This window comes from Phytoactinopolyspora endophytica (assembly GCF_004138495.1).
GTDB classification, from domain to species: Bacteria; Actinomycetota; Actinomycetes; order Jiangellales; family Jiangellaceae; genus Phytoactinopolyspora; species Phytoactinopolyspora endophytica.
In genome coordinates, this window is record NZ_ML142849.1 from 121736 (window position 1) to 136613 (window position 14878).

The 14878-nt window shown below is 67.2% G+C and carries 14 protein-coding genes; 8 read left to right on the top strand and 6 right to left on the bottom strand.

Going from position 1 to position 14878, the window contains the following annotated elements; all coding sequences use genetic code 11:
• On the top strand, positions 1–1120 hold a 1120-nt coding region (locus ELR45_RS40210; RefSeq protein WP_240759037.1), incomplete at its 5' end, for an isomerizing glutamine--fructose-6-phosphate transaminase.
• Between the two features lie 19 nt (positions 1121–1139).
• Here the strand turns inward: ELR45_RS40210 and ELR45_RS00570 are convergent.
• Both ELR45_RS00570 and ELR45_RS00575 read right to left on the bottom strand, forming a co-directional pair.
• A complete protein-coding gene (locus tag ELR45_RS00570; protein ID WP_129662593.1) occupies positions 1140–2069 on the bottom strand; it encodes an LLM class F420-dependent oxidoreductase in 930 nt (309 codons plus the stop codon).
• 135 nt (positions 2070–2204) lie between these two features.
• Positions 2205–3695, bottom strand: a complete 1491-nt coding sequence (locus ELR45_RS00575; RefSeq protein ID WP_205855620.1) for a class I SAM-dependent RNA methyltransferase — start codon at positions 3693–3695, stop codon at positions 2205–2207.
• On the opposite strand from ELR45_RS00575, the gene ELR45_RS00580 reads away from it, so the two are divergent.
• Entirely contained in the window at positions 3690–4376 is a 687-nt protein-coding gene (locus ELR45_RS00580; protein ID WP_129662597.1) for a potassium channel family protein, read from the top strand. The genes ELR45_RS00575 and ELR45_RS00580 overlap by 6 nt on opposite strands.
• The gene (locus tag ELR45_RS00585; protein ID WP_129663382.1) at positions 4376–5041 is read left to right on the top strand and encodes a potassium channel family protein; all 666 of its coding nucleotides are present in this window, start codon (positions 4376–4378) and stop codon (positions 5039–5041) included. Before ELR45_RS00580 ends, ELR45_RS00585 begins: the two co-directional genes overlap by 1 nt.
• Positions 5042–5076: 35 nt before the next feature.
• Here ELR45_RS00585 and ELR45_RS00590 read toward each other — a convergent pair whose 3' ends face one another.
• From ELR45_RS00590 to ELR45_RS00605, 4 genes are read right to left on the bottom strand one after another with little or no spacing between them, the layout of a single operon-like run.
• Complete coding sequence (locus ELR45_RS00590) at positions 5077–5820, bottom strand: DUF3159 domain-containing protein (RefSeq protein ID WP_129662599.1); 744 nt, start codon at positions 5818–5820, stop codon at positions 5077–5079.
• On the bottom strand, positions 5817–6593 hold the full coding sequence (locus ELR45_RS00595) for a DUF3710 domain-containing protein (protein WP_165367333.1): 777 nt from the start codon (positions 6591–6593) through the stop codon (positions 5817–5819). Before ELR45_RS00595 ends, ELR45_RS00590 begins: the two co-directional genes overlap by 4 nt.
• A gap of 59 nt (positions 6594–6652) precedes the next feature.
• A complete protein-coding gene (dut, locus tag ELR45_RS00600; protein ID WP_420813787.1) occupies positions 6653–7075 on the bottom strand; it encodes a dUTP diphosphatase in 423 nt (140 codons plus the stop codon).
• Positions 7076–7127: 52 nt separating this feature from the next.
• Positions 7128–7427, bottom strand: a complete 300-nt coding sequence (locus ELR45_RS00605; RefSeq protein WP_129662605.1) for a DUF4193 domain-containing protein — start codon at positions 7425–7427, stop codon at positions 7128–7130.
• Positions 7428–7886: 459 nt separating this feature from the next.
• Here ELR45_RS00605 and ELR45_RS00610 point away from each other — a divergent pair, with 459 nt between their 5' ends.
• The 5 genes from ELR45_RS00610 (at position 7887) to yicI (ending at position 14699) form a co-directional block, all read left to right on the top strand.
• Positions 7887–8939, top strand: coding sequence for a LacI family DNA-binding transcriptional regulator (locus ELR45_RS00610; protein WP_129662606.1), 1053 nt, complete (start codon positions 7887–7889; stop codon positions 8937–8939).
• An 87-nt stretch (positions 8940–9026) separates the two neighbouring features.
• Entirely contained in the window at positions 9027–10412 is a 1386-nt protein-coding gene (locus ELR45_RS00615; protein WP_129662608.1) for an ABC transporter substrate-binding protein, read from the top strand.
• A gap of 109 nt (positions 10413–10521) precedes the next feature.
• Positions 10522–11490: a carbohydrate ABC transporter permease gene (locus ELR45_RS00620; RefSeq protein WP_129662610.1), complete on the top strand. Its 969-nt coding sequence runs from the start codon at positions 10522–10524 to the stop codon at positions 11488–11490.
• Positions 11487–12380: a carbohydrate ABC transporter permease gene (locus tag ELR45_RS00625; protein ID WP_129662612.1), complete on the top strand. Its 894-nt coding sequence runs from the start codon at positions 11487–11489 to the stop codon at positions 12378–12380. Before ELR45_RS00620 ends, ELR45_RS00625 begins: the two co-directional genes overlap by 4 nt.
• Before the next feature lie 24 nt (positions 12381–12404).
• Positions 12405–14699: an alpha-xylosidase gene (yicI, locus tag ELR45_RS00630; protein WP_129662614.1), complete on the top strand. Its 2295-nt coding sequence runs from the start codon at positions 12405–12407 to the stop codon at positions 14697–14699.
• The last annotated feature ends 179 nt before the right edge of the window (positions 14700–14878 follow it).

Consider the following 14878-nt stretch of genomic DNA (forward strand, 5'->3'; position numbering starts at 1 on the left):
CGTCGAGTGGACCGCCGACGACTACGACCCCGGCGAGCACGAGCACTTCATGCACAAGGAGATCCTCGAGCAGCCGGAGGCGGTCCAGCGATGCATCCGCGGGCGCCTCGATGAGCGGTTCGCCACGGCACATCTCGGCGGACTCGACATGGACGCTCGCGAGGCGCGGGAGTTCCGGCGGGTCAAGATCCTCGGCTGCGGCTCCGCCTACTACGCGGGCCAGCTCGGGGCACAGTTCATCGAGGAGGTCGCCCGGATGCCCGCGGACGCCGAGCCCGCCTCGGAGTTCCGCTACCGCAACCCGGTCATCGAGAAGGACACTCTGTACGTCGCCGTCAGCCAGTCCGGGGAGACGTTCGACACGCTCGTGGCGGTGCAGGAGCTCAAACGCAAAGGCGGCCGGGTGGTCGGCCTGGTCAACGTGGTCGGCTCCAGCATCGCGCGGGAGTGCGACGGCGGCATCTACCTGCATGCCGGTCCCGAGGTGGCGGTCGCCTCCACGAAAGCCCTGACCAACATGGGCGTGGCGTTCGCGTTACTCGGCATCCACCTGGGTCGCATCCGCGACCTCTCCCCCGCCGACGGCCGGCGGCTCGTCGAGGGGCTGCAACGGCTTCCCGAACAGATCGAGACGGTCCTGAAAGACGAAGAACGGCTGGCCTCGATCGCGCAACGTCTGGCCTCGGCGGAGAACCTGTTCTATATCGGCCGCACTCGCGGGTATCCGGTGGCTCGGGAGGGCGCGCAGAAACTCAAAGAGATCTCCTACCGGCACGCCGAGGCGTACCAGGCATCCGAGCTCAAGCACGGTCCACTGGCGCTGATCAGCCCCGAGGTACCGACCGTGGCGATCGTCCCGGACGACGAACTCGTAGAACGCAACATCGGCGCGCTCCACGAGATCGCCGCCCGGTCCGGCCCGCTGTATGTGGTGACCCATCCGCAGGTCGATCTCGGCGAGGTGCAGGCGGAGGTCATCACCGTGCCGAGGAACGAGACCGAGCTCGATCCGCTGCTGATGATGATCCCGCTACAGCTGCTCGCCTACCACGCCTCCCGCGCGCTCGGCCACGACGTGGACAAGCCTCGCAACCTGGCGAAGTCGGTCACGGTCGAGTGAGCCATGGGTGGCTCCGGGTTCACAACGACGTGACGTGCGGAGCCACCTCGGCAGCGACCAGCTCCAGGTGTTCGATATCGGAAAGGTCGAGCACCTGGAGATAGACGCGGCTCGCCCCGGCCTCGGCCAGCGCACCGATGCCGTCCACGACCTCCTGGACCGTCCCGGCCAGCCCGTTCCCGCGTATCTCGTCCGGCTCACGGCCGATGGCGGCCGCACGCCGGGAGAACTCCGTCTCATCCTTGCCGCAGGCGAGCACCATCGCCGCCGAATAGATCATGTCGTCCGGGTCCCGGTCGATCTCTTCGCACGCCTTGCGGACGTAGCCGAACCGGCTCGCGACCTCGGCCTTGGGAGGAAAGCCCAGGTTGAACTCGGTGGCGAACCGGGCCGCCAGGGCCGGTGTTCGCTTGACTCCATGGCCGCCGATGACCAGCGGCACCGGCGACTGTGCCGGCTTCGGCAGGGCCGGCGAGTCGGTGACCGTGTAGTGCTCGCCGGAGAAGTTGTACCGCTCCCCCAATGGCGTATTCCACAGGCCCGTGATCACCTCCAGCTGCTCGGCGAACAGGCCGAACCGCTTCGCGGGGAACGGCACACCGTATGCGGCGTGCTCCGCTTCGAACCAACCGGTGCCCAGACCGAACTCCACACGGCCGCCGGACATCTGGTCCACCTGCGCCACCTGGACAGCCAGCAGACCTGGATGCCTGAAGGTCGCCGAGGTCACCAGCGTCCCGAGCCGGATCCGCGACGTTTCGCGCGCCAGTCCAGCGAGCGTCACCCACGAGTCCGTGGGTCCGGGGAGCCCGTCCGAGTCGCCCATCGCCAGAAAGTGGTCGGAGCGGAAGAACGCGTCGAAGCCTAGCCGCTCCGTCGCCTGAGCTACCCGGTGCTGGTCGTCATAACTTGCGCCTTGCTGAGGTTCGGTGAATATCCGTAGCTGCATGTGTTCAAGCATTTCACGTGCGCTGGCGGCGGCAGGAACGATCCCCCGGTCGAGCCTCGTGGCCTCAAGTAACACTCAGAGCGCGCGTCGGACCCCTGTCCGTAACGTCAGGCCACGAAGCAGCCGTCGCCCTGTTCAGCCCCCGGAACTCGGCTGTAGCAGCGCGACACACTCGACGTGGTGTGTCATGGGGAACAGGTCGAACGCACGCAGCGAGGTCAGCTCGTATCCGTGCGACGCGAAGGCGGCGACGTCCCGCGCCAGCGCGGCCGGATCGCAGGCAACGTACCCGACGGCGCGCGGCGCGCGCTGCACGATCTCCGTGACGACAGTCAGCTTCGCGCCCGCCCTGGGCGGGTCCAGCACCACGATGTCGGCATCCAGCTGCCGATCGGGCGCTGCGGAGCGCTGTTCGGTGCGCCGGCCCCCGCGGCGATCACGCGGATTGCGCCGACTACCGGGGCCACGTCCGCGTCCGGCTCCCGCCCGGCCGTCGCGCTCCTCCCGCTCACGCGAGTCCCTGACCAGGACTCGCTCCACGTTTCCCGCGACGACCGCTGTGTTCGACAGATCGCGCAAGTTGTGCCGGGCGTCGTCGACCGCCCGCCGGTCGCTCTCGACGGCCGTGACCAGGCCATCAGCGCCCACCTGCTCCGCGAGGACGCCCGCGAACAGGCCGACTCCGCTGTAGAGATCCAGCGCACGTTCCCCGGGCTGAGGTGCGAGCGCTTCCAGCACCGCGCGCGCCAGCGTCTCCGCGGCGTCGGGGTGCACCTGCCAGAACCCGCTCCCGTTGACCCGCCACCGACGGCCGCCCGCCCGCTCGGTCACCTCAGCTGCGCCATGCACCGGTGTCAGGCCCCCGCGGTCCTGCGTGGTCGCGACCGCCACCTCGTCCGGCAGCGTCGGAAGGTCCACTTCGAGCTGCCCGGGCTCGGCGATCACCAGCCGGTCCCCCGACCCGGACACGATCGCCTCCACCGAATCGACGCCCGGCCATCGACGCGCCTCGACGCCGATCGACCGGACATCCGGATGGGCGATCAGGCACTCGTCGATCGGGACGACGTCATGGGACCGGTGCCGGCGCAGACCCGCGCGGTCCTCGGCGTCCACGGCGTAGGCCACACGGGTCCGCCAGCCGAGGCCGTCGTCGTCTGGAACCGCGCCGCTCGGCGGCTCCACCTCGACGTCCAAGGTCAGGCCGGCCAACCGAGCCAACTGCTCGGCCACCACGGACGCCTTCAGCCGACGCTGCGCGGGCAGGTCCACGTGCTGCCAGTCACAGCCGCCGCATCGTCCGGGACCGGCGTATGGGCACGGTGCCCTCACCCGGTCCGGGGACGGCACCAGCACCTCGACTGCGTCCGCCCGCCAGTAGCGTGCACCCTCGGTCCCTTCGGTGATCCGGGCGCGGACGCGCTCACCCGGCAGCGAATGCCGGACGAACACAGCCCGTCCCTCGTGCCGGGCGACGCAGAATCCTCCGTGCCCGACCCGTTCCACATCGACGACGATCTCCGTACCAACCGGCTCCACGTTTGACAGGCTCCAGACTTTGAGGCTCCACACCAGTACCCACAGGCGATATCTTAAGAAGATCGAGTGGGAGGGTTCAGCGTGCACATTGTGATCATGGGCTGCGGCCGGGTGGGTTCCACATTGGCCGGCAGCTTGGAAGCACGAGGCCATTCGGTGGCCATCGTCGACCGTAACCCAGATGCCTTCCGAAGGTTACGCCCGGGGTTCGAAGGCAGTACCGTCACCGGTGTCGGCTTCGACCGGGACGTGCTGCGTGAGGCAGGGATCAACGAAGCAGGAGCGTTCGCGGCCGTCAGCAGCGGTGACAACTCCAATGTCATCTCGGCCCGAGTCGCACGCGAGACGTTCGGCATCACCAATGTCGTCGCACGGATCTACGACCCTGGCCGGGCCGAGGTTTACGAGCGGCTCGGTATCCCCACGGTCGCCACCGTCCGGTGGGCGGCCGATCAGGTGTTGCGGCGCCTCCTCCCGGAAGAGCTCGAGACTGAATGGGTGGATCCGTCCGGCACGGTACGCCTGGCCGAGGTCCACATCGGGCAGAAATGGATCGGCTCGCCGGTCCGGGCCCTGGAACATGCGTCCGGCACCCGGATCGCGCTGATCAACCGCTACGGCCAAGGTCTGATCCCCACCGGGGACACGATCGTCGAGGAGGGCGACCGGGTGCACGCCGTCATCGCAGACACACACATACCTCAGGCTGTCAAGGTCTTCACCGGGAGACCCACGAGCGCGGGCTTACCCGCAGGAGCGGACGGATGATGCGCGTCGCCATCGCCGGCGCGGGCAACGTCGGCCGTTCCATCGCCACCGAGCTCCTCGACAACGGCCACGAGGTGCTACTCATCGATCGCGACCCGAAGGCGATCAAGGCCGCCACCGTACCCACCGCGGAATGGCTGCTCGCCGATGCCTGCGAGATGTCCACCCTTGAGGAAGCAGACCTGCACCGGTGCAACGTCGCGATCGCGGCCACCGGCGACGACAAGGTCAACCTCGTGGTGTCGCTGCTGGCCAAAACTGAGTTCGGGGTCGGACGCGTCGTCGCCCGGGTGAACCATCCGGACAACGAATGGCTCTTCACCGAAGGGTGGGGGGTGGACGTGTCGGTCTCGACGCCCAGGATCATGAGCGCCTTGGTGGAGGAGGCGGTCAGCGTAGGCGAGCTGGTCCGGCTGTTCACGTTCCGCCAGGGCGAGGCGAACCTCGTGGAGTTGACGCTACCCGCCCACGCACCGATCGCTGGGACCAAGGTAAGCGATGTGCGCTGGCCGGACGACACCTCGCTCGTGTCGATCATCCGCGGCAAGCACGTCCTCAGCCCGGTGCCTGATCTGGCGTTACAGGTCGGCGATGAACTGCTCTTCGTCGCCGCTCCAGAACGCGAGGCACAGCTCGAGGATCTGCTCTCACCGCACCACGGCTGATCGGCGTCACGAGCAGCTGATCGTGGCGGGCATGATCAGCTGCTCGACGAGTCCGGAGACTCCTCCGCCTCGCTCGTCACTGGCGTCTCACTCGTCACCGCCGCCTGGCGGGCTCGGTACGCGGGCCGGATGATGAGCCAGGAGAGATACGCGACGAGCAGGAACAGCGGCCAGCTCATCACCAGCCTGGTGCCGGCGAGCCATCCCAGCTGGTCCTCCCCAGCGAAGTACAGCGGCGCCTGCACCGCGAGCCGGAGCGCGAACATCCCGACCCACAAGGCGCTGGCCACGGTGTAGGCACGCAGCAACGCGGGATCCCGCCGCCACGATGTCCCCTGTCCGGTGGCTAGGCCGACGAAGACCCCGAGCAACGGCCATCGGACGACGATCGACACCAGGTACGCCGTTCCGTAGCCGACGTTGATCAGCAATCCCGGGAGGAACACGTCCTCGGGTTGGCCGGTGCGGTGTGACCAGAAGGCCGCTACGCCGAGCCCCAAGAACCCGGCGATCACGTTCTGCATGGGCTCGCGCCGGAACAGCCGGAAGATACCGAGCAACGCGCCGGCGCCCAAAGCGATCCACAGCGACAAGGTCAAGTTGCGGCCGCCCACCGAGTACACCAGCGTGAACAACGCCAACGGCAAGCCCGCGTCGAGAAACGCCGCAGGTGTCAGGGCATGTGAGGCCCGGAATTTGTCATCGCCGGCGAGCGACCCCAACCAGCTGGGACGCTGCCGTTCTCCGGTACCGGCCTCCGGTGGATCCGATCTGCTCACTGACCCGAACCCGTCCCATCCGCGGCTGGGTCGTCTGCCGGGATCTCGGCGGCATCGCCCTCGGCAACCGTGGCGGTCTCTGCGCCGGCACCGCTGCGTTCGGGCGGCTGTAGCGCGATGACCTCGCCCGGTGGCATAGGTGCGTCTCCGCGCACCACGACCACGTCACGCACCAGAGCCACCATCCTCTGAAACGCGGCCGCGTCGGTGATCGCCTTTCCCAGGAATGTCGCGCGCAGCATCCAGCGCGGACCGTCGATACCCGACACGCGCGACGGCTGCCGGCCCTCTTTGCCGTCCTTGGTCTTCACCGGCACCACCATGCGCACCTCGGTGCCGAACGGACCCGGGCCCTCCTGGGCGGTGCCGCCGCGACGCTGTGCGGTGGTGGCGATCTCCAGCCGCGTCTGCTCCCACATGCCCGAAGTACGCGGCGCCGCCACCGCTACCAGCTGAACGGCGGCGTCCTCGAGGCCGAGAATGGCACTGGTGCCGCGCCCAGAGCGCTTGTCGACCTGGAGCTGCAACTTCATCCCCTCGACGGCCCTGATCAGCAGCCCACCCAGGTCGATGCGGTTCCGTCGGGCCTCATCCAGGTCGAGCTCGGAGGAGTCGAACGGGCCATTCCGGCGATCGAAGACCTCAGTGTCGGCCGGGGCCGCTCGCTCGTCCTCTCCCGCGCCAGGCTCGGCGTCGGGCTGTTCCGGGGTGCTCTCCGCCTGGCCCGGCTCCTCCCGTGCCTCCTGGTCGTCCCGCCGTCGGCGTCGAAACACCACCTGTCTCCTTCACATATATCGTCACGCGTCCCACGAGCGGCCGTGCGGGCCCGGCGTTACCTGCCCGTCGAGCCGTAGCCGCCATCGCTGCGGGCCGACCCCGGCAGCCGCGTCACCTCATGGAACACAGCATGCTCAACCCGCTGGATCACCAGTTGCGCGATCCGGTCACCCCGCTCGAACACAGCGGACTCGCGGAGGTCATGGTTGACCAGCAAGACCTTTATCTCGCCACGATACCCCGCGTCGATCGTGCCGGGCGTGTTCACAATGCTCACTCCCAGGCGATGCGCGAGCCCGGATCGCGGATGGACGAACGCAGCATATCCGGCCGGTAGGGCGATAGCGATGCCCGTGCCGGCCAATGCGCGTTCGCCTGGAGCGATCGTGATCGCTTCGGTGGTGACGAGGTCCGCACCCGCGTCGCCCGGATGGGCATACGACGGCAGCGGCACGTCGTCGTCAAGGCGTGTCACCAAGACGTCGACGGCCGCTGCCGCCGGATCTGCCGCTGTCCGAGCCTGATGGCCCTCAGCTGGCGCAGTCACGGCAGGTTAACCGTCCGTTGTCCTCCTTGGCCAGCTGGCTCCGGTGGTGAACCAGGAAGCACTGGCTACAAGTGAACTCGTCCGCCTGCCTGGGCAGCACCCGCACTGCCAGTTCTTCGTTGGACAGGTCAGCACCAGGCAGCTCGAGGGCCTCGTTGAGCTCGGACTCGTCGATGTCGACGATGCCGGACGTCTTGTCCATCCGCCGGGTCTTCAGCTCCTCGATGGATTCCTCAGAGATGTCCTCCTCGGTCTTACGAGGTGCGTCGTAATCGGTCGCCATTCGACTGTCTCCTTGGTGGGGCGCATATGTGTTAACGGTCGCGGTCCGTGGCACCTGCTGGTACCACGTTCCGTCGTGCCCTTGGTAACGCATGAGAGCCCGTGGTTGTGCCCGGTCCGCGGCCGTGATTCTGCCTGATTTCTTACCCAAACTGCACATCGGCTCGCCGATGTGATGCAGATCATCCCTCCCAATGCGGCCAGGGTCACATCGATGCGCCTTTCGAGCCGGGACAGAAGTGACGAGTTCGAAGCCCGCGCAACCCACCCACGAGGCCTTTCCCGGCCCGCACCACATTGTCCAGCGCAGACCCCCCGTGGCGACAGCCCTGAGAACAACGAGACCGATCCGTGACCATCAGCCCCTTGACGTGAGGCGCAACAAGGGCGAAACATCGGAGTGTCGAAACGCTTCGACTAACCGCTTCGACACCGCCGGACCACGTGATGAGGAGACCCGATGGCCACCATGAACGACGTCGCCAAGCTGGCCGGCGTCTCGGTGAGCACGGTGTCCTATGCGCTCACCGGCGTCCGCCCCGTCGGCGATAAGACTCGGGCCCGCATCCAGGCCGCCATGGATGAGCTCGGCTACCAGCCCAACGCGATCGCCCGCAGCCTGGCCAGCCGCCGGACCCGCATTATCGCCCTGCTGTTCCCCGCGATCGAGCACGGGCTGTCCGGCGCCGCTCTTGAGTTCGTCACCGCAGCCGCCGAGGCCGCACGGGAGCAGGGTTACCACCTGGTGCTCTGGCCGATCGGGAACGACGAGGTCAGCGAGACGCGCGATCTGATACAGCAGCGGCTTGCCGACGGCGTCGTCGTGATGGAGGTCCGGCTCGAGGACCCCAGGGTAACGCTGCTCGGGCAGAGCACCACGCCCTTCACCCTCATCGGCCGCACTGCCGAGCCGGCAGGACTCGACCATGCGGATATCGATTTCGACGCCACCGTCGCGGGTGCCATCGACCACCTCGTCGAGCTGGGCCACCGAAGCATCGCGTTTCTGAGCCGTTCCTCGGCCAGCCGTGATTCGGGATACGGTCCCGCGGTCCGCACCGAGGAGGCCTTTGAGAAGTACATGACCGACCGGGACCTGCCCGTCGTCATCCGTCACTGCGAAGGCACGGCCGACGCCGGCCGGACCGCGCTCACGGAGCTCACGGTCGCCCACCCAGACCTGACCGCGTTGGTGACCATGAACGACCCAGCGACGTTCGGGGCCATGGCCGAACTGCTGGATCGCGGGCACCGGATACCCGATGACGTCTCCGTCCTGTCGATCGTCTCGTCGCCGAAGGTCGGCGCGCTGAGCCATCCCCGGCTGACGACGATGTGCGCCCCCGGCACCGAGCTAGGCCGGCTAGGCGTCACCTCGCTGATCGAACGGATCGAAGGCACCCAGGCAGCGCCGCTGCACGAGCTCATCCCATGTCGCCTGGACGTCCAGGCGACGACCGGCCCGGGCCCGTTCGCGTCCGGCCGCCTCGAACACCCTCAGGGCGGCACGTAGCCGCACAACGGAGCACACGATCTCACGAGAAGAGGCTCTGCACGACGGAGCAGCTCACCAAGCCCCGACACGAAGGAGTGATCGACCATGACCAGGTCCAGGACGACCCTGGCACGCGGCGCCGCTGATGCGACCCGCGTTCCGACCAGAAAGCTGCTCGCCGGCACCGCCATGCTCGCCGCCGGTGCGCTTCTGCTCGCCGCGTGCGGCGGAGACGACAGCGACGACACCACGGGATCCAGCGACAGCGACGACGACGCGCCGTCCGGCGAGGGCGAGACCATCACTCTGTGGCACTACGAGAGCGAGAACGGCGCCATGGGCATCGCCTGGGACGAGGCGATGCGGATCTTCGAGGAGGAGACGGGTGCCACCGTCGAGTTCGAGGAGAAGGCGTTCGAGCAGATCCGGCAGTCGGCGAACATGATCCTCAACACCGACGAGGCGCCGGACATCATGGAGTACAACAAGGGCAACGCGTCGGCCGGGCTGCTGGCCTCGCAGGGCCTGCTCACCGACATCACCGGTGCGGTGGAGGAGCACGGCTGGGACGAGATGCTCTCGGAGAGCCTGCAGACCACGGCGCGCTACGACGAGCAGGGGATCATGGGTTCCGGCTCGTGGTACGGCGTGCCGAACTACGGCGAGTTCGTCATGGTCTTCTACAACCAGGACCTGTTCGACGAGCACGGCGTCGAGATACCGGAGACCTACGACGACCTGATCAGCGCCATGGATACCTTCGTCGACGCGGATGTGACGCCGCTGGCGATGTCGGGGGCCGAGTACCCGGCCGGTCAGCTGTTCTACGAACTGGCGCTGACCCAAGCGGACCGGCAGTTCGTCAACGACTACCAGCTGTACGAGAACCCTGTCGACTTCAACGGGCCAGAGCTCACCCACGCCGCCGACACGTTCGCCGACTGGGTCGAGGCCGGCTACGTTCCCGGCGACTCGGCTGGTCTGACCGCAGAGGACATGGGCACGTCGTTCATCGCCGGCGACTACCCGATGCTGTTCTCCGGGTCCTGGTGGTACGGCCGATTCGTCGACGAGATCGACGGCTTCGACTGGGGCATCTTCGAGTTCCCCGGCTCGGAGCTACACCCGGGCTCCAGCGGGAACCTGTGGGTCGTCCCCACCGCGTCGGAGAACCCGGAGCTCGCCTACGAGTTCATCGAGATCACCATGCGCCCGGAGATCCAGGCGCTGCTCGGGAACAACGGCGGGGTGCCGGTCGCGGCCGACCCCGAGGATCTCGACGACGAGAAGAGCGCTGAGCTCATCACGCTGTTCAACGAGATCAACGAGGCCGACGGGCTCGCGTTCTACCCGGACTGGCCGGCTCCCGGCTTCTACGACGACCTCGCGTCGTCGGTCCAGCAGCTGATCAACGCCGATGCATCCCCGCAGGATGTCCTGGAACAGCTGCAGCTCGCTTATGACACCGGCGTCGACGACTTCCTCAACTGACGAAGTAGCAGGTGGTACGGCACATGGAGCCCCGCCGCGGTCGCGGTCCGGGCTCCATGTGCCGTACGCCTGAGTCCCCGACGACCATAATCCTCTTGAGAGCGTGCATATGACCGTCAACACAGCCCCGGACAAGGCGGCGACACGCAGCCGCCGGCCCGCCCGGAACGGCGCGGGCATCGGCGAGCGCAGCCCGGTGTACTGGCTCTACCTCATACCGGGCGGGCTACTGTTCACCGCCGTCATCGTCGTGCCGTTCGTGATGAACATCGGGTTGAGCTTCGCCGACTGGCCCGGCGTGGGCGAGATCAGCTGGACCGGCCTGGACAACTACAGCCGGCTGTTCTCCGACGACACGTTCTGGACGTCGTTCCGGAACTCGGTCGCGATGATCATCGCCATGGTCGTCGTGCCGACCGCCATCGGACTGGTGCTGGCGTCGGTGCTCTTCGACATCATCGGCAAGCGGTTCGGCGCCCGCACCGCCAGCACATTGCGGGCGATGTATTACCTGCCGCAGATCCTGCCGGTAGCGGTGGCGGGCATCGTCTGGGGCTGGATTCTCCGCCCGCAGAACGGTGCGCTGAACACGCTCCTGGAGTCGGTAGGGCTGGACGGCCTGGCGCAGAACTGGCTCGGGGACCCGAACACGGCCCTACCCAGCGTCATGGCCATCCTGGTCTGGGTGCAGATCGGGTATCCGGTGGTCATCTTCATGGCTGCCCTGCAGCGGGTCGATCCCGACCTTTACGAGGCGGCCGAGCTGGACGGCGCGGGCTGGTGGCGCAGATTCCGGGCCATCACCATCCCGCAGATCCGGCCCGAGATGTTCGTCGTCGCGCTGACCGCCACCATCGCGTCGATGAAGGTGTTCGGCCCGATCTTCGTGCTGACCGGCGGCGGCCCCGGTGACGCCACGAACGTGCCGTCGTATTTCGCTTACCAGCATTTCTTCGAGCGTGCCAACGTCGGATACGGCTCCGCGATCGCCACCATCCTGACCCTTATCATCATCGTGCTCAGCGTCATCTTCATCCGGTTCCAGGCACGCAGCGAGCGGAAGGACACCGGCCGATGACCACCACTCAAGCCGCTCCTCCGACCACGCCGAACAACGGCGCACTGCCGGCGCGGCGGGACCGGCACCATCGCGGTGCGGCACGCTGGATCGTGCTCGCTCTGCTGGTAGCCGGAGCACTGGCGATGCTCTTCCCGTTCGCCGTCATCGTGCTGAACGCGTTCAAGACGCCGGCGGACTACTCCAACTCAGGGCCGCTGTCACTTCCGACCTCGTTCTACCTCGACGGCATGATCGACTTCTGGAACCGGGTCAACTTCGGCCAGAAGCTGTGGAACTCGATCATGATCGCCGGGTCCGTGGCCATCCTCGCGGTGATCGTCTCCCTGTTCAATGCCTATGCGCTGGGAATCGGGCGGGTGAAGGGCCGGCTGAGCATCATCGTGCTGTTCCTGATCGCCAACATGCTCCCGCACGAGGCACTGATCTACCCGCTGTTCTACATCGCCAACCAGGTCGGCCTCTACAACACGCAGCTCGCCGTGATCATCATCTTCACGGTGATCCAGAGCGCGTTCGGCACCTACCTGCTCGCGTCGGTGTTCAGCACGTTCCCCAAGGAGATTCTGGAGGCCTCGGCGCTGGACGGCGCGTCGAAATGGCAGATCCTGTGGCGGGTGGTCTTCCCGATGAGCCGTCCGACGCTCTCGGTTCTGGTGGTCTTCTTCTTCATCTGGACGTGGAACGAGTTCTTCATCCCCCTGGTGTTCCTCATCTCCAACGACAAGCAGACCATTCCGGTGGCACTCGGCGTGCTGCAGGGCGATCGGCTCATGGACGCCACCACCACGAGTGCCGCGGCGTTGCTCGGTGTCATTCCGGCGATCATCTTCTTCCTGTTCTTCCAGCGGACGCTGTCCCGCGGAATCTCCGCCGGTGCCGTCAAATAGCGAGAAACCGAAAGGATCAACGCGTTGAAGTTCACCGATGGCTACTGGGGCATGCGCCCCGGAGTCGAGGCGCTGTACCCGGCCGAGGCATACGACGTCGAACCCGGCGACCGAAGCCTCACCGTCTACGCGCCGACCCAGCGCATCGCACACCGAGGGGACACCCTGAACCGGTCCATGGCGACGGTGCGGTTCTTCTCCCCCATGGCAGATGTGATCGGGGTCCGGATCACCCACCACGCGGGCGGGCTGGACAGACCGCCCCATTTCGAGCTTCCCGGCGCAGGCTCTCCGGATGTCACCGTCCGCGGCGATGACGACATCGCCGAGCTCACCAGCGGCGGGCTGAGCGTCCGGGTGCATCGGGGTGACACGTGGCGGGTGGACTTCGTCGCGGACCAGGCGTCGGATGAGCGGCTGCTCACCTCGTCGAGCGCCAAGGGGATGGGGTTCATGACCACCCCCGACGGCGCCCATCACGTCGTCGAGAAGCTCGAGCTCAACCCCGCCGACGCGGTATACGGGCTCGGCGAGCGTTTCGGCCCGCTGGTGAAGAACGGGCAGGTGGTCGATGTCTGGAACAACGACGGCGGCACCGCCAGCGAACAGGCATACAAGAACGTGCCGTTCTACCTGACCAACGCCGGCTACGGGGTCTTCGTCAACCATCCCGGCCCGGTGTCGTTCGAGGTCGCCTCGGAGCTTGTCTCCCGTACGCAGTTCAGCGTCGTGGGTCAGGAGCTCGAATACTTCATCATCCACGGTCCGACGCCGAAGGAGATCCTGCGCCGGTACACCGCTCTGACCGGCAGGCCCGCCCGGGTGCCGGCGTGGTCCTATGGGTTGTGGCTGTCCACCTCGTTCACCACCGACTATGACGAGGCGACGGTCACGTCTTTCGTGGACGGCATGGCGGAACACGACATTCCGCTCAGCGTCTTCCACTTCGACTGTTTCTGGATGCGCGAGTTCAACTGGTGCGACTTCGAGTGGGACCCGCGCACCTTCCCCGACCCGCCGGGGATGCTCAAGCGGCTGAAAGAGCGCGGCCTGAAGATCTGCGTGTGGATCAATCCGTACATCGCGCAGCGCTCACCTCTGTTCGCCGAGGGCAAGGCGAAGGGGTATCTGGTCCGCCGTCCGGACGGTTCGGTGTGGCAATGGGACATGTGGCAGGCCGGGATGGCGCTGGTGGACTTCACCAACCCCGAGGCTCGCGCCTGGTTCGCCTCCCATCTGCGCAGGCTCATGGAGATGGGCGTCGACGCGTTCAAGACGGACTTCGGTGAACGAGTCCCCACCGACGTCGTCTGGGACGACGGCGCCGACCCGTACCGGATGCACAACTACTACACCCACCTGTACAACCAGACCGTCTTCGACCTGCTCCGCGAGCATGAGGGCGAGGGCGGCGCCGTGGTCTTCGCCCGGTCCGCGACCGCCGGTGGTCAGCAGTTTCCCGTGCACTGGGGCGGCGACTGCGACTCGACATTCGCCTCGATGGCGGAAAGCCTGCGCGGAGGGTTGTCACTGGCCATGTCCGGCTTCGGGTACTGGAGCCATGACATCGGCGGCTTCGAGAACACTCCCGATCCCGCGGTGTTCAAACGGTGGTCCGCGTTCGGCCTGCTCTCGTCGCACAGCCGCCTTCATGGCTCGCGCTCGTACCGGGTGCCGTGGGCATTCGACGACGAGGCCGTCGACGTGCTCCGCGCGTTCACCAGGCTCAAGATGCGGCTGATGCCGTACCTGTCGGCGGTGGCACGCGAAGCATACGACGGCGGAATCCCGACGATGCGGCCGATGGCCCTGGAGTTCGCCGAGGATCGCGCCACCACCCACCTCGACCTGCAGTACATGCTCGGCGACCGGCTGCTCGTCGCACCGGTGATGTCCGCTTCGGACGAGGTCTCCTACTACGTGCCCGAGGGGACGTGGACGTCGCTGCTGGACGGCTCGACGGTCACGGGCCCACGCTGGGTGAGCGAGCGGCACGGCTTCGACAGCCTGCCCGTGCTGGTGCGGCCGGACACCGTGCTCCCGGTGGGGTCCGTGGACGACCGGCCGGACTATGACTACGCGGACGGACTCACCCTGCGCCTCTACGAGATCGCCGACGGGCACCACTCCGATCTTGTCATCCCTGACGCAGAAGGGTCGGGCCGGACGACGTTCTCCGTCGAACGCACGGGAGCGACCATCACCGTACGGGCAGAGTTCAGCGGCCGGGAACCAGCGTCCTGGCGCACCACCATTGCCGGCACCGACACGGTCGCCGAGGCGGCTCCCGGAACGTCGGAGCTGACCCTGACCGTCTGAGCCGCCACCGCCGGCGGTCCTCCACCGCCGGCGGAAGCTCAGCGTTGGCCACCACGGCACGAACCACCACGCCGCGTACCACGTCAGCGTTGGCCGCCACGGCCCGAGCCACACCCGTCTCGGCACCCACCGACCTGACGACCCCGGCCGGGCACATCCCTGGTACCTCGAAGCTGTCC